This is a genomic window from Arthrobacter sp. A5 (assembly GCF_051131705.1).
Classification (GTDB): domain Bacteria; phylum Actinomycetota; class Actinomycetes; order Actinomycetales; family Micrococcaceae; genus Arthrobacter_M.
The window spans coordinates 1591127-1611055 of sequence record NZ_CP180316.1 but is presented as its reverse complement, the minus strand read 5'-3'; the positions used below and the strand labels follow the sequence as shown (position 1 = coordinate 1611055).

The following is a 19929-nucleotide window of genomic DNA, read 5'->3' as shown; positions in this document are numbered from 1 at the left end:
TGGGCGTGACCTGCGCGCCTTAACGACCACACGCCGCTTTCTACCTAGGATTTTTGACTGTCAAAGGTACAAAAATCGAGGTTGGAAAACGGCGTGCAGAAATCAAGCATATGGTGCACCCTGCTGGGTGTCGAAAAAACGATTGTCCGGGGTCTGGATTTCGAGGAGGACACCGGTGTTTTCATCGCCTTGGTGAGCCCCATGAAGTCCATGCGCAACCGGTGCGGGATCTGTTCCAGGCGGTGCCGCCGATACGACCGCGGCGGTGGTCCCAGGAGATGGCGGACCCTGGATCTGGGAACCATCGAAACCTACCTGGTCGCCGAATCACCGCGGGTGCGCTGCCCCGAGCACGGGGTCACCGTCGCCGCCGTCCCGTGGGCCCGGCACCAGGCTGGCCACACAGGATCTTTGACCAGCAGATCGCCTGGCTGGCCACCCAGACTTCCAAGAGCGCTGTCACCCAGTTGATGCGCATCGCCTGGCGCACCGTGGGCTCGATCATCGATCGGGTTTGGAAAGACACCGCCGCGACCTTCGACCCGTTCGCGAACCTGACACGCATTGGCATTGACGAGATCTCTTACAAGCGCGGACACAAGTACCTCACCGTGGTCGTGGACCATGATTCGGGCCGGCTCATCTGGGCCTCGCCGGGACGGGACAAGGCCACCCTGGGCAAGTTCTTCGACGCTCTGGTGGACGAACGGTGCACCGAGATCACGCATGTATCCGCGGATGCGGCCGAGTGGATCGCCACCGTCGTGGCCGCGCGCTGCCCCCAAGCGGTCCGCGTGGCCGACCCGTTCCACATCGTCATGTGGGCCACCGACGCCCTGGATGCAGAGCGGCGCACCGCCTGGAACCGGGCACGGAAAGCGGCCCGGGAGAACGAACCGGCCCGTGGCCGCGGACGACCACCCAAGGTCGCGCCGGAGAGGCCCGACAGTGAGCGGGCCACCAAGCTGAAGAACAGCCGCTACGCACTCTGGAAGAACCCCGAGGACCTCACCGAAAAGCAGCAGGCGAAGCTGTCCTGGATCGTGCAGACCGACCCCGTCCTGGGCCGGGCCTACTACTTGAAGGAAGGGCTGCGCACGGTCTTCAAGCTCCCTTATGCCGAAGCCGTGGTGGCCCTGGACCGATGGGTGTCCTGGGCCAGGAGATCCAGGATCCCCTCCTTCGTGAAACTCCAAAAGGCCATCGTCAAGCACCGCGACAGCATCCTGGCATCCATCGAACACGGGCTGTCGAACGGACGGATTGAATCCATGAATACGAAGATCAGGCTGATCACCCGGGTGGCGTTCGGGTTCAAGTCCCCCGAGACCCTGATCAGCCTGGCCATGCTCAGCCTGGGTGGCCGTAAACCGGTGCTCCCGGGACGGAAATGACCCACGGATGTGTCAGGAGAGCCCGATTTCCCTGCAATTTCATAGTTCGGAGAAGATGCCCGGGACGCTTACATCATCGCCGAGGCAGCCCGCACGATGCCACACACCCTGCGCTCGATCGAGATCGCCGATGAGCAGATCGCCGAGCTGTCGATGCTGTGCGGTTTTGATGATGATCTGACCCAGCAGGCCACCGCTACATCAAACCGTATCCGCGGGCTTCTGACCCAGATCCACCCGGCCCTCGAACGGGTAATCGGCGCACACCTGGACCACCCGGCCATGGCGGAGCTGCTGGTGAAATATCCGACCCCCCGCCGCCCTGAAGACCGCCGGCCAGGCACGGGTGGCGACGTACCTGGCCAAGTTCGCCCCGCGGGCAGGCAAACACTGGGCAGCCGATATCTTTACCGCCCTCGGCGAGCAAACCGTGGTCGTCGCCGGCACCGCCGGAGCCGGCATCGTGCTGCCCCAACTGGCAGGCATGCTCGCCGGTCTGCGTAAGGCCCGTGGCGAAGTCCATACCCGGGTCGAGGCGCTCGTGGAGGCCCACCCTCTTCACCTCGTCCTGAGCTCGATACCGGCGGTCAGGATCAGGACCGAAGCCAGGATCCTCACCGAAGTCGTCGGTAAACACTTCGCCACCGCCGGGCATCTGGCCTCCTATTCCGGACTGGCCCCGGTGACCTGGCGATCAGGGACGTCCATCCGCGGAGACCACCCCTCCAGAAAGGGCAACAAGATCCTCGCGCTCTCTTCCTGTCCGCGTTCGCCGCCCTCAAGGACCCCACCTCACGGGACTACGACGACCGAAAACGCGCCCAAGGGAAACGCCACAACCAGGCCCTGATCGCCCTGGCCCGGCGCCGCTGCGACATGCTCTTCGCCATGCTCAGAGACATGAGCCTCTACGAAGAAAAACCCCGAAAGCGGCTTGACAAAACATAGGAACACCCCCCCACAAGGGGTGTCCCGTATAAGGGCATGCCAAAGTCCCGTAAGCCGGTCCTCCACCGGTCAAACGCGCGGCTGACGTGGGTAGTGGAAGCCCTGCCGCCGGAAGCGTCCCGCATAGGATGTCCGGTGAACTGTAGAATCCCGCCGGGCCTTATAAGGCACACCATTTCCGTTGCCTGAGCTGCTAGTCCGCTACGCAAACTTATCCACCGACTCCGGGTTCTCATCGCATATCTCAACCCCGGGACCAACAGAATCACGTCCGGCCTGTATGGGGAGTTTGCTGACGCCAATGCGGAGATACCTTCGTCGTCGCTAAGGTAGGTCGTCTCGCCAATCCATCGGGGATGCCCACGGACCGTCGACGATCTGGCAGGTCCCGAGATATAACAAGGACGCGCAACCAGGGTCCGATGTGTCGACTATATTTTCTTGATCAGGACAAAATACTGCGTACCAGAGTTCCACGCTACTGGATGCAGCAGCGTTCCCACCGCGGGGTTGAGCGCGCTGAACATCAGACCGTTGCCGGCGTAGATCCCCACGTGTCCCCAGTGATTGGGCCCGTCAGGATTTTGCACCACGAGGTCGCCAGGCTGGGGCGTTGTAGTCGGAGTTCCTGTGAGCCATTGTTCCGTTCGCGGGAGCTGGATGCCGACTTGGCCGTAGACCCACTGGACATAGCCGGAACAGTCCCACGCCTTGAATGCCGTTCCGCCCCATACATATGTACCGCCGACTCCTTCTTGTGCATATTGGATGACGTCCCGGCGCAGCTTGCTCAGGTTGCCCGGTAGAGAGGGAAGGCTGGCATCACTTTTGTCGACGTCGCAGCTCGTCACGTCGGCGCCTGACTTGAGCGCAGCCACGATCGCATGCGCCTCGCCTTCCCACTGCGCGTACAGTTCGGGAAAGGCCGACGCCTGAACGGCTTGAGCTGCGCCGCTCTTGGACATCGTCTCCCAGCCGGGAGTGTCGAGCAGTCCAGGTGGTGAGCCGTGATTTGGTCCCTTTGGGCCGCCGAAGAACGCTTGGGCGTCGTAAACGGGATTCATGAGCTCTGCCGTGCTCCCCCATCCGGCCGATGGGCGTTGCTGGGCTGTGCCGAGCGAGTCATGGTCGGCCCCAACCCCATCATGCCGATAGGTAATAGACTCTGGAATCGAGGAGTTGGCAAGCACTCGGAGGCCTGATTCCTGCAGCGACATCATGATAGCGATCTCGAGTCCCGCATCCGGTATGCCTAGGGATTTGCCGACACCGATGTTGTCCCGCGCCACCGTCACCTGGGCAGTACTGAGGACAGTGGGTGGGCCAGAAGTCGTCGGGATCGACAGCCCGGAACCGGTCCCGGGTTGGGCCGCAGTGTTCGCCGCGGTGGTGAGGCACGCCGTCGTACTTCCTTGTGCCGCGGAGGCCACCAGCGCCAGCCCGCCGCACATCACCACGGCAAGCACCGGAACCATGACGCCGGCCACGTAGGCAGTAAGCCGGAGCAGTGCTCGGCGCTTGATGGCCGCCAGGACGAGCGCCGGGACAGCCATCAGTAGACGATTCTGTCAGCCGAGGCGTAAAAGGCCACCATGGCACACCGGTCAACGGGCGCCGTCGACGCCGGCGGGCAGTTGACCATGACGCTAACTGGTACGGTGTAAGCATTTTTCCCAGCGGTTTGGTGTTCCTCGACTTTGACCGTGAAAGTGCACACGTGCAGGCCCGCCCATGGTGCTGGCTGTTGCTGCACCTGGGTGAGTTGTTCGTCGCAGGAGGATGTTGATACCGAGGCCGTCCGGTACGCGTGCATGCCGGATAAGGATGCGAACGACGCCGGCGTGACTCCCGTCACCTGGAATTCATGAGCCATGGCTGTCAATGGGTTCGACCCGTCGGGCAGCAAGTCCCACCATGAACGCAGCCGTTCATAGACTTCCGAATACGTCGAAGATCTGGCGTCCCACGTATAGATCGCCTCCGCTGCGGCCTGAGCCAATATTCGGTAATCCGTCGTGTTTGGCTCGTTAGTTGCGAGTGGGAGTTCCGGTTTTTGGGACGGAACGACGGCGACGAAGGAAGGCCCGCTTGCGGGCATCTTCGGGCTCGCCGTGGTTGCCGTTGGGGCGGGCAGCGCGGACTTAGCCGGTGAGGGCATCCGTGCGGCGAAGACGACCGCGATGGCAGCAACCAGAACCACGGTCACCAGCAACGACAGCCACAACCGCCAGCGCCTGGCTACGTAGGGCATCAATTTCGCAATGGCATGCATGGTGAACCCCTTTCACCGGGCTCATGGTTGCTGTGGCGGTTTACGACATGACTACGCGAACGTCATGCGTGAAGTCGTTGACGTCATTGAAGGCAGCCTCGGAACGTTGGCGCGCGGCTACAGCACGCTCGAGAACGTCGAGTGCGGCGAGATACAGGTTGCGCGCGTAACCAATCCTGCCCTCAAGGTACTTTTTACTGACGCCGGTCTCAGCCGATAAAGCGGCGATACCCGCCGTTCTCTCGGCGCCGCGAATGCCCGTCAAGACCAAACGTTCAGCAACAACTTGGAGGAGCACCGTTGGTATGCAGCACACCGCCGTCGCGATGATCGTCGGTAAATCGTCGAGCGTTTGTGCATCGACTTCCAGCGCTGCCTTCACGGTCATGGCTGTTTGGCGGACCACGGTAACCGCATGCCAGCGCTTGCGTTCTTCCCATTCGGGCGTGTGTGCTTCATGCCGTTGCCGGGGCGTAGTCAGGCACTTGACCGCCCTCTCCCAAGTTTCGGCTGGGACGTGCTGGCGCACTTCGGTCAGGACCTCGGCCACCCATTCGCGTTCGGCAATCTGCTCGACGCTCTCCGTGGTTGCAAAGTCGACCGGTGATGCCTTCGATACCTCCGGGTCAGCGGTAAGTGACATCCACGGATGAGCCAGAGTCCGCCTGACGTGATCGGCGCACAAGTGGACTGCTATTCCTTGAACCCATCCCCCAAATGAAGCGTCGGGCAATTGGCGATAGCGCCGCTTGACCAGTCCGTCCCACGCAGCAACGCGGACCTCCTGCATGACATCGTCGAGGTCGTCGACGCGGCCAATGCGAAGCAGTCTGGCGCGCACGTACGGGCGAACACTTTCGACGGCGATCATCAACTGATCGATGGGAATGTCGAACTCCGGCGGGCGTACCAACGACGGGTCGATGCTGCTGTGGAGGAAGGCGGTACTTGATTCTCTGGAGTTGAGGCCCATCATCTTCACCGTTTTCGTGCGTATGGTGACTATCGACGAGCGGCGTCGCGACTGGCGCCACCGCTATGGCTCACGTCCGCGCAGATAGGTGTGTTGACGAAAGCACGCTGGATTTCCCAGCTGTGAAGCGAGCCCTCGTGGTTCCCGTGGGCGCCTCCGCATGAAGTTACCATTTCAGTGTTAGACATGTCTAAAACATTGTCAAGAGCGTTCTGCCCGCTTGTGGACAGCCCTGGGGTGGAATGACCCCATGCCTCAGGACGCTACCGACAGACGGAGAGTGGTCGTCCGGAGGGTCGGCGTCGAACTTGTTCACAGGCAACGAAGGGCGCCGTGGTACTCGACAAACAAGGCCCGTATTAGGGAGCGGACGGCCGCCCATCATCGAAATCTTCTGAAAAATTAACGGCCAGGTGCTCGCCGCTTGAGCGCCGTTTGATGTCCTTGTTGAGGTAATCGGTGATCGCCTTGAGGGTTTCAGGCGATACGTCCCCCAACGCTCGGGCGGCAAATGATTTCACCCTCGCAGCCCGTAATGACCTTACAAACTCAAGGCGGGAATCGATACGCTCCGGCAACTCCGATTCGTCGTCCCCTAGCAAGTAAGCCGGATCTACGTCAAAAACGTCACTAATGGCCGTCAACAGTTGGGGGTCCGATACCAGGCGCCCCGTGCCATCTTTCATATATGACCAGCGAGCCCGAGAAAGACCTACACCGCGGTCGGCCAGTTCCTTTTGCAACTCGGGGAATGTTAGCGGACTACCCCTTTCCGCCATAACGACGTCGAGCAGCAAGTTCAGGCGGCGCGCGAGAATAAGTTGGGCCGACGGAGTGACATCAGCATCTCGTTCCTCGCCTGCCACTTCGCGCTCCCGGTGCTGGACATCCCGGCACCAGCCGTCCCTCAGTCCGGTGCGCCCTTACTGACCCCAGTATTCCGTGCGGTTGTTCCCGCCGCAATAAGCCGCTCCAGCGCATTGTCGGCTGCCGTCATCAGGACCAGTTCGGCGTTTACCTTGCCGGCGACGGGATACATGGTGATCCCCGCGGCGGCGCCATAGGCGAAGAGCCCTGCGGGATCCAAGACCTGGATGGCATCGAGATGGTACGAAACCTCCTTCAGGACATCCATCAGCGCACGAAGAAACTCCGCGTCTTCATCACCGTTCCGATGCCAATACCGTTCGTTTCTCATTAGCTCTGCGGCTTGATGGAATGCGTTGGCTTGCGGATGCTCAGTCACGGCATCCTCCTTCCTGACTATGGCGAACCAGCCGGATATGTTCGGACGCTTCAGTCTTTTGGCTGTTCATCGTTTCCCGAGGCTCTTCCGACATGACCAAACCGATACAAACTCGGGCCCTGGGTGCCTCAGCCACCAACCTGCAAGTTCCTCGCCGGACGGGCAGCCTGGCGGATACACGCTAGATCGCGGATCCGAAAGAGAGTATTGCGGCCGCCCAGACGGATTCAGAGCTAGCCAGAGGCGTGCGGGGAGGTTACGTCGCTTGCTGCACTTACCACTATGAACAGTGCAAGGCTCTAATTACAGAATCTCGGGCCACAGTTCGCCACTGTCCGCACCGAAAGGGACTTGCAATGAAGATCAGTCAAAACCCGGCCGCTCATGCCTCGACCCAGGCGGAACAGTGGATGTCCCCCCAAGACGTCTGCGACCAACTGCAGATTCCACGACAAACCTTCTACCAATGGCGAGCCAAACACATGGGTCCACCCGCTTACCGCTTCGGAAAGCTGATCCGGATTGACCGCGACGACTTCAATGCATGGCTCGCCGGGCATGCCGAACCAAGCACCTCGTCATCGAGTGAAGTCGCGGAAAACGGACGGTAGCAACATGCGCCTCGAATTCTACGAGCCCGATGAGGCCGCTGCACTGCTCCGCTGCTCTGAAGCCTGGCTGCGGGCCGGAGCTGCGAACTGCGAATTTCCCCACCTCACCTGGGGCAAGGGCAAGATCATTTTCACTGACGAGCATCTCGAGGAGATCGCCCACCTCCGTGAAGTCAAACCCCAGACTCTCGATGCAGGCACCCGCCGCGTCATCGGCACACGAGCCGAACGCAGGCTCAAATAGGCGAGCTGCGAGAAGCGCCCTACTCCTGCCAGGCCCTCGACGATCGCTCGACCGCGTCCGCTGCGTCCTGAAGTGCCTGCGGCATGAGGTGTCCGTAGATTTGCTCCGTTGTCGACGTGGAAGCATGGCCAAGGCGCCGCGAAATCGTGAACAGCGAGACGCCGTCCTGGATAAGCCACGAAGCATGGGTATGCCGAAGATCGTGGATGCGCGGCTCCTTCACCAACCCCTTCGCCTGCGCCGCATTTACGGCGGGGAGCCAATAAATTGCCCAAAACACCCGGTGCCGCAACTGCCCGCCACGAGGCGCAGGGAACAGCAGCTCCGTGCTTGCCCGAGTCGCGACCAGCGGAATCAATCTTTCCACCAGCTGCGGGTTCAGTGCGACGGTCCGCTTGCCGGCCCCCGTCTTTGTTGCGCCAAGGTAGAACTCGCTGTTAGCGCCGCGCTTCCATGCCTTGTTGATCCGCACCGTCGCAGGCTTGGCCAACAGGTCCACATCGGTGACGGTGACAGCTGTCGCTTCCCCGAAGCGCGTCCCTGTCATGACGAGGAACTCGGTGAAGACTTTATATGCCTGCTTCATTCCGTCCATGATCAGTCCGAATTCGCGGTGCGTCAGGAATCTGGCCTCGTCTTCGGGCTTCTCCCCCGTGGGCAGCTGGACCCGCCGGCAGGGATTGTCGCTGCGGTACTTCAACGCGATAGCCGTTTCCATAGCCGAGTAAAGAAGGGCATGCACGTTCTTGATCGTCTTGGCACTTCGACCCTTTTTCTGCATGGACTTAATCCACGCGGTCAGGTGCCGGATGTCGACTCTGTCTACTGCAATAGAACCAAGGGTGGGAACGATGTGGAGGTTCAGCATGGTTTGATACGTCCGGACGGTGCCGACAGACGGCCGTACCAGCAAGTCGATGTGCTCCTGGACGACTTCGGCGACGGAAGGAACGTTCCGCCGGGCGTCGAGGATGGCGTCTTGCGCAACCTTGAACGACTGACCGTTGGCGTCAAGGAGCTTCTTCAATGTGACTGCTTCCGTCTCGGAAGCAAAGGTGATGCTCTGCTGGGCCCCTACCTCCGGGTCTCTCCACCGGACTTGGTAAGCCTTGGGTCCGGTTCGAGATGGGCGCACTACGATGCTGGCCATAGCCTTAATGCTACGCCGTTTGGGAACACTTTATAAGGTTTTGGGAACACCACGCCGGTCAATGCGCCTCTGACCTGCGGTAACACGGTGCCCGAGGTGGGACTCGAACCCACACACCTCTCGATACTGCATTTTGAGTGCAGCGCGTCTGCCATTCCGCCACTCGGGCCTTCAACGTGAGATAAAGAGCAAAAAACCCTCACCCATGCGAGAAACTACTCTACATGCCGATAGGCTAAATCCTAGAACCGCAACCTCCAGCCCGAGGCGTGGACTGTTGAACGCCCCCGGAGTCCCGTTGCCCAACAATACCGCTTTCAAGGAGCCCTCGTGTTAGAACAAACGGAACCCGCGCCGACCACTCCGTCCACGCCCGTTCCGGCTCGCCGCGTGGTGGTCGCCGAAGATGAAACGCTGATCCGCCTGGACATTATGGAGATTCTCCGCGGCGAGGGCTACGACGTGGTCGGCGAGGCGGACAACGGTGAGAAGGCGGTGCAGTTGGCCGAGGAGCTGCGGCCGGATCTGGTGCTGATGGACGTGAAGATGCCGGTGATGGACGGCATTACGGCCGCGGAGAAGATTGTGAAGGCCCGGATTGCCCCGGTGGTGCTGTTGACGGCGTTCAGCCAGCGGGAGCTGGTGGAGCGAGCGCGGGACGCGGGCGCGATGGCGTATGTGGTCAAGCCGTTCACGCCGGCGGATCTGATCCCTGCCATCGAGATCGCGTTGTCCCGCCATGAGGAGATCAAGGCGCTGGAGGCGGAGGTCAGCGATCTGCAGGAGCAGTTCGCGACGCGGAAGCTGGTGGAGCGAGCCAAGAGTCTGCTGACGACGAAGATGGGGCTTTCAGAGCCGGAGGCGTTCCGCTGGATCCAGAAGACATCGATGGACCGGCGGCTCGGCATGCGCGAGGTCGCGGAGACGATCATCAATCAGGTCAACTAAGTCGCACTTATGGCACTCAAACGGTAGTTTGGGTGCCATAAGTGCGACTCAGTTGGGAGAGCAGCGCTGCCGGTTGGGACAGCAGCGCTGCCGGAACTTTAGTGGGTGGGCCAGGGGCCGACCTTTTCCCGGTTCGAGGTTCCGGTCGCGCTGAAGTCAGCCAGGTCGCCCACCTTGTGGACCTTCAGCGAGTTCGTGGAACCGGCCTGGCCGGGAGGGGAGCCGGCCGCGATGACCACCAGGTCGCCGTCGTCGACCAGTTTTTTCTCCAGCAGGATCTTGTCCACCTGTTCGGTCATTTCGTCCGTATGGTGCACCATCGGTACCAGGATGGGCCGGATGCCCCAGGTCATGGCCAGCTGGTTCCAGACATGCTCCACCGGCGTGAACGCGAAGACGGGCTTGACGGGGCGCAGGCGCGAGAGCCGGCGCGCGGAGTCGCCGGACTGGGTGAAGGTACAGATGTACTTCGCGTCCAGCTGATCGGCGATGGTGACAGCTGCACGGGTGATGGCGCCGCCGCGGGTCCTCGGCTGGGTGCCCAGTGGCGGGACACGTTCCAGTCCGTGGACCTCGGTGGATTCAATGATCCGGGCCATCACCTTGACGGTTTCGATGGGGAACTTGCCGACGCTGGTTTCGCCGGAGAGCATGACGGCGTCCGCGCCGTCCAGGACGGCGTTGGCACAGTCGGAGGCCTCGGCGCGGGTGGGGCGCGGGCTTTCGATCATGGATTCGAGCACCTGGGTGGCCACGATGACCGGCTTGGCCCAGCGGCGGGCCAGCTCGATGGCGCGCTTTTGCACAATCGGGACCTCTTCGAGCGGGAGCTCCACGCCGAGGTCGCCACGGGCCACCATGATGGCGTCGAAGGCGTCGATGATGGCCGGCAGGTGCTCGACGGCCTGCGGCTTTTCGATCTTGGCGATGACCGGGACGCGCCGGCCTTCCTCGTCCATGATCTCGTGCACGCGGTCAATATCGGCGGCGTCCCGCACGAAAGAGAGGGCGACGATATCCACGCCGCGCGCCAGTGCCCAGCGCAGGTCGTCCTCGTCCTTCTCGCTCAGGGCGGGGACGTTGACGGCCACGCCGGGCAGGTTGATGCCCTTGTTATTGGAGACGACGCCGGGCACGGTCACCTCGGTGACCACCTTGACGTCGTCGACCGCGGTGGCCCGCAGCGAAACCTTGCCGTCGTCAATCAGGAGGATGTCCCCCACGTTGACGTCCTCGGGCAGGCTCTTGAGCGTGGTGGAGCACATGTCCTTGGTGCCCGGGACGTCCTCGGTGGTGATGGTGAAAACGTCGCCAACGGCCAGCGCGTGCGGACCGTCCACGAAGCGGCCGAGCCGGATCTTGGGGCCCTGCAGGTCGGCCATGATGCCGACCGGTTTGCCGAGGGAGGCCGCGGCCTTGCGGACGTTCTCGTAGGTGGTGTCGTGCACGGCGTAGTCACCGTGGCTCATGTTCATCCGTGCCACGTCCACCCCCGCCTCCAGCACGGCCAGCGTGTTTTCATAACTGGCGATCGCCGGTCCGAACGTTGCAACAATTTTCGCGCGTCTCATGTACCTACCCTAATGGAGTTCTTCGGCTAACAATCTTGTCAAAATTAACAGTTGGTGAATTCGCCCCCATTGCAGCAGCCACCTCGTGGCGGCGGCGCCGGCCCCGCTACAGGACGCTGACCGCGACGTCGGTCGGCGCGACCGGCGCGGGGAGCAGTGTCTGGCCGCACAGGAACTGATCCACCGCGGCCGCACAGGATCTGCCTTCGGCGATCGCCCAGACAATCAGGGACTGTCCGCGTCCGGCGTCGCCGGCGACGAAGACTCCCTCGGTACCGGTCATGTAGTACCCGTCGCGGACTACGTTGCCGCGGCGGTCAAATTCGGCCTTGATCTGCTCGGTGATGCCTGCCGGTTCCGGACCGGTATAACCGAGCGAGAGGAAGACCAGGTCGGCGGGAATTTCGCGCTCGGTGCCGGCCTTGGGTACCCGGCGGCCGTTGACGAACTCGGTCTCCGCGATCTTGATGGCCGTCAGCACGCCGTCCGTGCCCACAAATTCAACCGTGGAGGCAAGGTAGGTCCGCTCGCCGCCTTCCTCGTGCGCGGCGGCCACCTCGAACAGGGTGGGAAAGGTGGGCCAGGGCTGGTGCGCGGCGCGCTCCAGCGGAGGCTGCTGCCCGATGGCCAAGGTGGTGACGGAGGCCGCCTGCTGGCGGTGCGCGGTCCCGAGGCAGTCTGCGCCGGTATCGCCGCCGCCCAGAATCACCACGTGCTTGCCGACGGCGTCGATCTGGTCCGCCACGGCGTCCCCGGCCACCACGCGGTTTGCCTGGACCAGGTAGTCCATCGCGAAGTGCACGCCGGTCAGCTCCCGGCCCGGGATGTCCAGGTCCCGCGGCACGGTGGAGCCGGTGGCGATGACGACGGCGTCGTAACGGCGGCGCAGCTGCTCCCAGGAAACGTCAGTGCCCACCTCGACGCCGGGACGGAAGCGCGTGCCCTCTCCCGTCATCTGCTTGATCCGGCGGTCCAGATAGTGCTTTTCCATCTTGAAATCGGGGATGCCATAGCGCAGCAGGCCGCCGATCCGGTCGTCGCGTTCGTAGACCGCCACGGTGTGCCCGGCGCGGGTCAGCTGCTGTGCCGCGGCCAGCCCGGCCGGCCCGGAGCCGATCACGGCCACGGTTTTGCCGGTCAGCCGTGCCGGCGGCAGCGGCTTGACCCAGTCGTGGTCAAAGGCCTGCTCGATGATCGATACTTCGACCTGCTTGATGGTCACGGCGGGCTGATTGATGCCCAGCACGCAGGAGGACTCGCACGGCGCGGGGCAGAGCCGGCCGGTGAACTCCGGGAAGTTGTTGGTCGCGTGCAGCCGCTCGACTGCCTCCTCGCCCTTGTCCCGCCGGATCAGGTCGTTCCATTCCGGGATCAGGTTGCCCAGCGGGCAGCCCTGATGGCAGAACGGCACGCCGCAGTCCATGCAGCGGCCTGCCTGGCTGCGCAGCACGCCCTTCTCCTGTGCCTCATAGACTTCCTTCCAGTCCATGATGCGCACCGGCACCGGCCGGCGCGGTTGTGTGACGCGTTCGCGGACCTTCAAAAATCCCCGTGGATCAGCCACCGGTAACCTCCAGAATTCTCTGCCAGACGGCGTCCCCGTCGGGGTCAAGACCCTCGTTGGCGGCGTCCAGGCGCGTTTGCAGTACGGCGGCGTAGTCCCGCGGAAGTACCTTGGTGATCCGGGCGGCGGTGGCGGCAAAATCCTCCAGCAGCCGCGCCGCGACGGCGGAATCCGTTTCTTCGCGGTGCCGCACCAGCAGGGCATGGACCAGGGTGCGGTCCTCGGCGTCCAGTTCAAGCAGCGTCAGCTCCCCCGAGTCCAGGCTTTGTTTGTTCACCTTGGCCGGCTGCAGATCCAGCACGTACGCCGTCCCCCCGGACATGCCGGCGCCAAAATTGCGTCCGGTCCGTCCCAGGATCAGGGCCTGGCCGCCGGTCATGTATTCACAGCCGTGATCGCCCACGCCTTCGACGACGGCGGTGGCACCGGAGTTGCGCACCAGGAACCGCTCCCCGACCTGGCCGCGCAGGAACATTTCCCCGCTGGTGGCGCCGTAGCCGATCACGTTGCCGGCAATGACGTTGTCCTCGGCGGGGAAGACGTTCGTGCGGTCCGGTCGAACCGTGATCCGGCCACCGGAAAGCCCCTTGCCGACGTAGTCGTTGGAGTCGCCGAAGAGCCGCAGGGTGACGCCGGCGGGCAGGAAGGCGCCCAGCGACTGGCCGGCCTGGCCGGTCAATGTGACGTCAATGGTGTCCTGGCCCAGCACGTCGATGCCGAATCTTTTCGTCACCTCATGACCGAGCATGGTGCCTACGGAGCGGTCCGTGTTGACCACCTTGACGGAGATTTTCACCGGGATCCGGTCGCTGAGCGCCTCGGCGCTCATGGTGATCACCTGCTGGTCAAAGTGCTTGTCCAGTTCGTGGTTCTGCGGCACCAGATTGCGCAGCGGCGCGTCGGAGTCGAAGTCCATGCCCGCCAGGATCGGATCCAAGTCCAGCCCCGACGCCTTCCAGTGGCTGATGGCTTCCTGGGCGTTCAGCGTGTCGGCGTGGCCGATCGCCTCCTGCAGGCTGCGGAAGCCCAGTCCGGCGAGGATTTCGCGGACCTCCTGGGCCAGGAACTCGAAGAAGTTGACCACAAATTCTGGCTTGCCGGTGAACCGGCGGCGCAGCTCGGGATTTTGCGTGGCCACGCCCACCGGACAGGTATCCAGATGGCAGACGCGCATCATGACGCAGCCGGAGACCACCAGCGGGGCGGTGGCGAAACCGTATTCCTCGGCACCGAGCAGCGCCGCGATCACCACATCCCGGCCGGTCTTGAGCTGGCCGTCCACCTGCACCACCACGCGGTCGCGCAGCCCATTGAGCATCAGCGTCTGCTGCGTCTCCGCCAGGCCCAGTTCCCACGGAACCCCGGCGTGCTTGAGCGAGTTCAGCGGGCTGGCGCCCGTGCCGCCGTCATGCCCGGAAACCAGGACGACGTCGGCCTTGGCCTTGGTCACACCGGCGGCCACCGTGCCGATCCCGATCTCGGAGACCAGCTTGACGTGCACGCGGGCGGCGGGGTTGGCGCGTTTGCAGTCGTAGATCAGCTGCGCCAGGTCTTCGATCGAGTAAATGTCGTGGTGCGGCGGCGGCGAAATCAGCCCGACGCCGGGCGTGGAGTGCCGGGTGCTGGCCACCCACGGGTAGACCTTTTGCGCCATCAGCTGGCCGCCCTCACCGGGCTTGGCTCCCTGCGCCATTTTGATCTGGATGTCCGTGGCGTTGGTCAGGTACAGGCTGGTGACGCCGAAGCGCCCCGAGGCAACCTGCTTGATGGCCGAGCGGCGTTCCGGATCCAGCAGCCGGTCCACGTCCTCGCCGCCCTCGCCGGTGTTGGACTTGGCGCCGAGCCGGTTCATCGCGATGGCCAGCGTCTCGTGCGCCTCCTGCGAAATGGAGCCGTAGCTCATCGCTCCGGTGGAGAAGCGCTTGACGATGCTGGCGACGGATTCCACCTCGTCGATCGGGACCGCCGGGCGCACTCCTTCCTTGAACTTCAGCAGTCCGCGCAGGGTCATCAGGTTCTTGGACTGGTCGTCGATGCCGACGGTGTACTGCTTGAAAATGTCGTAGCGGCGTTCGCGGGTGGCGTGCTGCAGCCGGAACACGGTGTCGGGGTTGAACAGGTGCGGCTCGCCCTCGCGGCGCCACTGGTATTCGCCGCCGTTGAGCAGGGGGCGGTGCGGGTCTTCGACGCCGTCCGCCGGGTAGGCCATGGCATGGCGTGCGGCCACCTCCGCGGCGATCACACCCAGCCCGATCCCGCCAAGCTGGGAGGTTGTGCCTGCGAAGAACTCGTCCACGAGGTCCTGGGATACGCCGAGCGCCTCGAAGGTCTGCGCCCCGCAGTAGGAGGCCACCGTGGAGATGCCCATCTTTGACATGATCTTCAGCACGCCCTTGCCGAGACCCTTGATCAGGTTGTAGACGCCCGCCTCGGCGCTCACCCCGGTGATGTCGCCGTTGCGGATCAGCTCCTCGACGCTTTCCATCGCCAGGTACGGGTTCACCGCGGCGGCGCCGTAGCCGACCAGGACCGCCACGTGATGCACCTCGCGGACGTCGCCGGCCTCCACCACCAGCGCGGTTTTGGTGCGGTTGGCACTGCGCAGCAGGTGATGGTGCACCGCGCTGAGCAACAGCAGCGACGGGATGGGAGCCCACTGCGCGCTGGAATCGCGGTCCGAGAGCACGACGTACTGCACGCCGCGGTTGATCGCGCCGGAGACCTGCTCACAGATTTCCGCCAGCCGGGCACGCAGCGCGGCCTCGCCGCCGTCGGGCTTGTACAGACCGCGGACCTTCACGGCCACCCGGTCCCCTGCGGCGTTTTCAATATTGGCGATCTTGGCCAGCTCGTCGTTGTTGATCACCGGGAACGGCAGGGCCAGCTGCGGCTGGCGCACCTCGGCAAGCGAGAGCAGGTTGCCCTGCGGACCAATCGTCGAATTCAGCGAGGTGACCAGCTCTTCGCGAATCGCGTCCAGCGGCGGGTTGGTGACCTGGGCAAAGGACTGGACAAAGTAATCGAAGAGCAGCCGGGGCCGCTTGGACAGCACTGCGATCGGGGTATCGGACCCCATCGCGCCCAGCGGTTCGGCGCCGGTGCGGGCCATCGGGCCGATCAGGATGCGCAGTTCCTCCTGCGTGTAGCCGAAGGTGCGCTGGCGGTGGTTGACCGAGGCAGGCGTGTGGACCACGTGCTCACGCTCCGGCAGGTCCGCCAGCTTGATGACGTTCTCCCGCACCCAGTCACCCCACGGGTTGGCGGCGGCGAGTTCGCTCTTGATTTCCGTATCAGAGATGACGCGCCCGGCATCCGTGTCCACCAGGAACATTTTCCCGGGTGAGACGCGGCCCTTCTTGACCACCTTGGCGGGCTCGATGTCGATCACACCCACCTCGGAGGCAAAAATGACCAACCCGTCCTCGGTGATCCAGTACCGGCCCGGGCGCAGACCGTTGCGGTCCAGCGTGGCCCCGACCACGGTTCCGTCCGTGAAGGACACTGCGGCCGGCCCGTCCCACGGCTCCATCAGCATCGAGTGGTATTCGTAGAAAGCCCGGCGCGCGGGATCCATGGTGGCGTGGTTTTCCCAGGCCTCCGGAAGCATCATCATGATGGCCTGAGTGATGGGACGCCCGGCCAGCCAAAGCAGCTCCGCGACCTCGTCGAAGGATGCCGAGTCCGACGCGCCCGGCGTGCAGATCGGGAACAGGTCTTCGGGATTGTCACCCAGCAGCGGGTGGCTCAGCGTGGACTGGCGCGCGCGCATCCAGTTCCGGTTGCCCTTGACGGTGTTGATCTCGCCATTGTGCGCGATTGTGCGGAACGGCTGCGCCAGCGGCCAGGACGGGAAGGTGTTGGTGGAAAAGCGCGAGTGCACAATCCCGAGCCTGGTCTTAAACCGGCTGTCCGAGAGGTCCGGGTAAAACGGCTCGAGCTGCGCGGTGGTCAGCATGCCCTTGTAAACAATGGTGCGCGAGGACAGCGACGGGAAGTATACACCGAATTTGTTCTGCGCGCGCTTGCGCAGCCGGAACGCCTTGGCGTCCAGCGTCCTGTCGTCCGGGTGCCTGGGCTCCGGGTGACTCGGCTCATGGTGACTCGGCTTCGGGGAATTATGCTCTTGGTGATCCGCCGGGGCGGCGGCATGCTCCGGCAGCGCCAGGAAAAGCTGGACAAACCGGGGCATGCAGGCCTTGGCCATGGAACCGACCAGACCCTCCACAATGGGCACGTCGCGCCAGCCGAGCACGGTCAGCCCCTCGTCGGCAGCCAGCGCTTCGAGGCCGCTCCGGGCGAGTCTGGCTTCGGCTGCTTCCGGCGGCAGAAACGCGATGCCGACGGCGTAATGTCCGGCGGGCGGGAGGGTGAAGGTGGTGACGGCGCGGAAGAACTCGTCCGGGATCTGCGTCAGCAGTCCCGCACCGTCGCCGGTGCCTTCGTCGGCCCCGACGGCCCCACGGTGTTCCAGGTTGCGCAGGGCGGTCAGGGCGGCGTCCACGATGTCGTGGCCCGGTTCGCCGCGCAGCGTGGCCACGATTGCCAGTCCGCAGGCGTCCTTTTCCTGCTCCGGATGGTAAAGGCCCTGAGCGGGCGGCATGGCGGCGAAACGCCCGAAAGGTGACTGCACAGCTGCCGGCGGCGCGGACGCCGGTTCGGTTGCCGCTGCCGGATCGGTTCCGTTTGGGATACGAATCATTGCGATCTGTCCTTCCCCCTGATTGAGCGTACGGAGGGGACAACATTGGCCCTGAGCAACGGACGGCACAGAACCGCCCGCAGATTTACTTGTGGAAATTATATGACAGCAGTCACAGATGTTCTAACGGACACCAAGTGTCAGCTGACACCACTGGAGCGACGGCGGATGCTCTTGATTCCATCAGCCGCGCCAGTTGTTCCCACGTCATCGTGGGAACGGACCATTCCGGGTGATAACCCGGTGCTGTCAACGCTTTCCCTTAGTACCGGCAGGCCAGCTGGATGATCCGCCCTGTCCCGGCGCCTTGGTACCGGCGGCTTTCTCGCCACCGGTACCCGCGAGATTATCACGCGCTGGGGTCTCTTCGCCGCTGCTGGACAAGTTGTCCGCATTCTGGACAGGTGCGGCACCGTCGGTACCGGCCCTGCCAGCGGCGGCCCCGGTCCCGGCGTCGTCGTCCGCTGTACCGGACCTGCCGTCGTCCTCGGTACCGGGCCCGCCGCCGTCGTCCTCGGTACCGGGCCCGCCGCCGTCGTCCTCGGTACCGGCTCCGCCGCCGTCGTCCCCGGTCCTTGAGCGTTTCCTGCCAGCGAGCAGCACCGAGTCATTATCCGGCTTGGCCTTGGCAAATGTCAGGGCCAGGAAGATCACCGTGGATACCACGAAGACCAGGATGCTGGTCCACACATTCAGCCGTGTGGTGATCCCGAAGAAAGTGATCTGCTCCGCGTCGTCTATGCGCAGCAGCTCGATCCAGACCCGGCCCAGGGTGTAGTACATCGCATAAAGCCAGAACAGCCGTCCGCGGCGGAAATGGAAGCGGCGGTCCAGCAGGAGCAGGAGCGCCACCCCGACCAGGTTCCAGATGGACTCATACAGAAATGTCGGGTGGAACAGCGTATCGGCGGCATATCCGGCCGGGAAGTTAGCGTTGGACGGGTCGACCTGCAGCCCCCAGGGCAACGTGGTGGGGCCGCCGAAGAGTTCCTGGTTGAAGTAGTTTCCCCAGCGTCCCAGTGCCTGCGCCAGCAGCAGGCCTGGTGCCGCGGCGTCGACGAACGCGGTCAGCTTGACCCCGGAGCGCCGGCAACCGATCCAGGCACCCAGTACACCGAGGACGACGGCGCCCCAGATTCCGAGGCCGCCGAGCCAGATCTGCGGAATCAGCCAGAGGTTTCCTGTGCCGTCGAAGTGCGGGCCGAAGTATGCGTCCGGGGAGGAAAAGACGTGATAGAGCCGGCCGCCGATGATGCCGAAGGGGATGGCCCAGATGGCGATGTCCCAAATGGACCCTTCCGGCGCGTGCCGTCGGGTCCAGCGGATGTGCGTCAGGACCGTCGCCGCGATGATGCCGACCAGGATGCACAGCGCGTAGGCGTGGATCCGGAGGGTTCCCATCGGGAGCGGAATATCGAATCCGGACCACCCCGGGGCCGGAATGCTGGCCGGCAGCGCCGTTAGAGCGGTCTCAAACGCATTTCTCATCGGGTCAGTCAGCTTCCGTGCCGGCGGGCCGCAGCCCGGAACTCAGTTCTTTGGTCAGGTCAGCCAGGGCGGGAACGCCGCCGTCACGCAGGGCGGCCACCAGTGCGGTGCCGACGATGACGCCGTCGGCATAGGCCGCGATTTCACGGACCTGGTCCGCGGTGCTCACGCCCAGGCCGACGCAGACCCGGTCCGCTCCCGCCGCGAGGGTGTTCGCCACCAGTTTCTCCGCGCTGCTGCTCACGGCCGTCCGGGTGCCGGTGACGCCCATGATTGAGACGGCGTAGACAAAGCCGCGGCTTGCCGCGACGGTGCGGGCCAGCCGTTCGGGTGTGGAGGACGGTGCCACCAGGAAGACGCGGTCCAGCCCGTACTTGTCCGAGGCGGCCAGCCACTCGGCGGCCTCGTCCGGTATGAGGTCGGGCGTAATCAGTCCCGCTCCCCCGGCCTCGGCCAGCCGGCGGGCAAATTCGTCCACGCCCAGGCGCAGGACGGGGTTCCAGTAGGTCATCACCAGCACGGCCGCGTCGGTGGCCGCCGTAATGGCCGCGACGATGTCAAAGACACTGGAAACGCGGAAACCGTTGGCGATGGCCTCGGTGGTCGCCGCCTGGATCACGGCACCGTCCATCACCGGATCGGAGTACGGGATGCCGATTTCGATAAGGTCCGCACCGTTGCGTGCCAGCGCGATGCCGGCATCGATGGTGCTCTGCACGTCCGGGTAGCCTGCGGGGATGTAGCAGATCAGCGCGGCGCGGCCCTGTGCCCTGGCGCGGTCAATGGCGGCGGCGCTCTTGCTTCCGGCCCTCAGGTCCATG

The 19929-nt window shown here is 63.9% G+C and carries 14 protein-coding genes, 1 tRNA gene and 2 pseudogenes; 5 read left to right on the top strand and 12 right to left on the bottom strand.

The genetic code is table 11. The annotated features are described in order from the left end of the window. The first annotated feature begins 93 nt into the window (after positions 1-93). Positions 94-1394 (top strand): annotated as a pseudogene (locus ACLLJI_RS07345) (ISL3 family transposase). A 54-nt stretch (positions 1395-1448) separates the two neighbouring features. Continuing rightward, positions 1449-2342 (top strand): annotated as a pseudogene (locus tag ACLLJI_RS07340) (IS110 family transposase); the annotation flags it as partial. Positions 2343-2773: 431 nt separating this feature from the next. Here ACLLJI_RS07340 and ACLLJI_RS07335 read toward each other — a convergent pair. The 5 genes from ACLLJI_RS07335 to ACLLJI_RS07315 all read right to left on the bottom strand — a co-directional run bounded on the left by ACLLJI_RS07335 (position 2774) and on the right by ACLLJI_RS07315 (position 6833). Further along, positions 2774-3895, bottom strand: a complete 1122-nt coding sequence (locus ACLLJI_RS07335; RefSeq protein WP_434619686.1) for a C40 family peptidase — start codon at positions 3893-3895, stop codon at positions 2774-2776. Then, on the bottom strand, positions 3895-4614 hold the full coding sequence (locus tag ACLLJI_RS07330; RefSeq protein WP_434619684.1) for a hypothetical protein: 720 nt from the start codon (positions 4612-4614) through the stop codon (positions 3895-3897). Before ACLLJI_RS07330 ends, ACLLJI_RS07335 begins: the two co-directional genes overlap by 1 nt. A 40-nt stretch (positions 4615-4654) precedes the next feature. Next, positions 4655-5590, bottom strand: coding sequence for an RNA polymerase sigma factor (locus ACLLJI_RS07325; protein WP_434619681.1), 936 nt, complete (start codon positions 5588-5590; stop codon positions 4655-4657). Positions 5591-5946: 356 nt separating this feature from the next. Then, positions 5947-6453 carry a helix-turn-helix domain-containing protein gene (locus tag ACLLJI_RS07320; RefSeq protein WP_434619678.1) on the bottom strand — a complete coding sequence of 169 codons (507 nt, stop codon included), beginning with the start codon at positions 6451-6453 and terminating at the stop codon, positions 5947-5949. A gap of 41 nt (positions 6454-6494) precedes the next feature. After that, on the bottom strand, positions 6495-6833 hold the full coding sequence (locus tag ACLLJI_RS07315; protein WP_434619675.1) for a hypothetical protein: 339 nt from the start codon (positions 6831-6833) through the stop codon (positions 6495-6497). Between the two features lie 356 nt (positions 6834-7189). On the opposite strand from ACLLJI_RS07315, the gene ACLLJI_RS07310 reads away from it, so the two are divergent. Beyond that, entirely contained in the window at positions 7190-7444 is a 255-nt protein-coding gene (locus ACLLJI_RS07310; RefSeq protein WP_434619672.1) for a helix-turn-helix domain-containing protein, read from the top strand. A 4-nt stretch (positions 7445-7448) separates the two neighbouring features. Continuing rightward, positions 7449-7688 carry a hypothetical protein gene (locus ACLLJI_RS07305; RefSeq protein ID WP_434619669.1) on the top strand — a complete coding sequence of 80 codons (240 nt, stop codon included), beginning with the start codon at positions 7449-7451 and terminating at the stop codon, positions 7686-7688. Positions 7689-7707: 19 nt separating this feature from the next. On the opposite strand, the gene ACLLJI_RS07300 is transcribed toward ACLLJI_RS07305, so the two are convergent. Both ACLLJI_RS07300 and ACLLJI_RS07295 read right to left on the bottom strand, forming a co-directional pair. Then, entirely contained in the window at positions 7708-8838 is a 1131-nt protein-coding gene (locus tag ACLLJI_RS07300; RefSeq protein ID WP_434619666.1) for a tyrosine-type recombinase/integrase, read from the bottom strand. Positions 8839-8926: 88 nt separating this feature from the next. Then, positions 8927-9007 (bottom strand) — tRNA-Leu (locus ACLLJI_RS07295). Between the two features lie 161 nt (positions 9008-9168). On the opposite strand from ACLLJI_RS07295, the gene ACLLJI_RS07290 reads away from it, so the two are divergent. Then, complete coding sequence (locus ACLLJI_RS07290; protein ID WP_283560196.1) at positions 9169-9786, top strand: ANTAR domain-containing response regulator; 618 nt, start codon at positions 9169-9171, stop codon at positions 9784-9786. A gap of 98 nt (positions 9787-9884) precedes the next feature. Here the strand turns inward: ACLLJI_RS07290 and pyk are convergent, their stop codons facing one another. The 5 genes from pyk to trpA form a co-directional block, all read right to left on the bottom strand. Next, complete coding sequence (gene pyk / locus ACLLJI_RS07285; RefSeq protein WP_434619662.1) at positions 9885-11357, bottom strand: pyruvate kinase; 1473 nt, start codon at positions 11355-11357, stop codon at positions 9885-9887. 106 nt (positions 11358-11463) lie between these two features. Then, entirely contained in the window at positions 11464-12921 is a 1458-nt protein-coding gene (locus ACLLJI_RS07280; protein WP_434619659.1) for a glutamate synthase subunit beta, read from the bottom strand. Further along, the gene (gene gltB / locus ACLLJI_RS07275) at positions 12914-17620 is read right to left on the bottom strand and encodes a glutamate synthase large subunit (protein WP_434619657.1); all 4707 of its coding nucleotides are present in this window, start codon (positions 17618-17620) and stop codon (positions 12914-12916) included. The genes ACLLJI_RS07280 and gltB overlap by 8 nt, the downstream gene beginning before the upstream one ends. Before the next feature lie 249 nt (positions 17621-17869). Next, positions 17870-19108, bottom strand: a complete 1239-nt coding sequence (gene lgt / locus ACLLJI_RS07270; RefSeq protein ID WP_434619654.1) for a prolipoprotein diacylglyceryl transferase — start codon at positions 19106-19108, stop codon at positions 17870-17872. 4 nt (positions 19109-19112) lie between these two features. Continuing rightward, entirely contained in the window at positions 19113-19928 is an 816-nt protein-coding gene (trpA, locus tag ACLLJI_RS07265) for a tryptophan synthase subunit alpha (RefSeq protein ID WP_434621343.1), read from the bottom strand. Position 19929 lies beyond the last annotated feature (1 nt).

Bases quoted from the DNA above. Each gene is read 5' to 3' on its own strand.
- pyk (WP_434619662.1), bottom strand. From the start codon at position 11,357: ATGAGACGCGCGAAAATTGTTGCAACGTTCGGACCGGCGATCGCCAGT.
- ACLLJI_RS07335 (WP_434619686.1), bottom strand. From the start codon at position 3,895: ATGGCTGTCCCGGCGCTCGTCCTGGCGGCCATCAAGCGCCGAGCACTG.
- ACLLJI_RS07300 (WP_434619666.1), bottom strand. From the start codon at position 8,838: ATGGCCAGCATCGTAGTGCGCCCATCTCGAACCGGACCCAAGGCTTAC.
- lgt (WP_434619654.1), bottom strand. From the start codon at position 19,108: ATGAGAAATGCGTTTGAGACCGCTCTAACGGCGCTGCCGGCCAGCATT.
- ACLLJI_RS07325 (WP_434619681.1), bottom strand. From the start codon at position 5,590: ATGATGGGCCTCAACTCCAGAGAATCAAGTACCGCCTTCCTCCACAGC.
- ACLLJI_RS07330 (WP_434619684.1), bottom strand. From the start codon at position 4,614: ATGCATGCCATTGCGAAATTGATGCCCTACGTAGCCAGGCGCTGGCGG.
- trpA (WP_434621343.1), bottom strand. From the start codon at position 19,928: ATGGACCTGAGGGCCGGAAGCAAGAGCGCCGCCGCCATTGACCGCGCC.
- ACLLJI_RS07310 (WP_434619672.1), top strand. From the start codon at position 7,190: ATGAAGATCAGTCAAAACCCGGCCGCTCATGCCTCGACCCAGGCGGAA.
- ACLLJI_RS07305 (WP_434619669.1), top strand. From the start codon at position 7,449: ATGCGCCTCGAATTCTACGAGCCCGATGAGGCCGCTGCACTGCTCCGC.
- gltB (WP_434619657.1), bottom strand. From the start codon at position 17,620: ATGATTCGTATCCCAAACGGAACCGATCCGGCAGCGGCAACCGAACCG.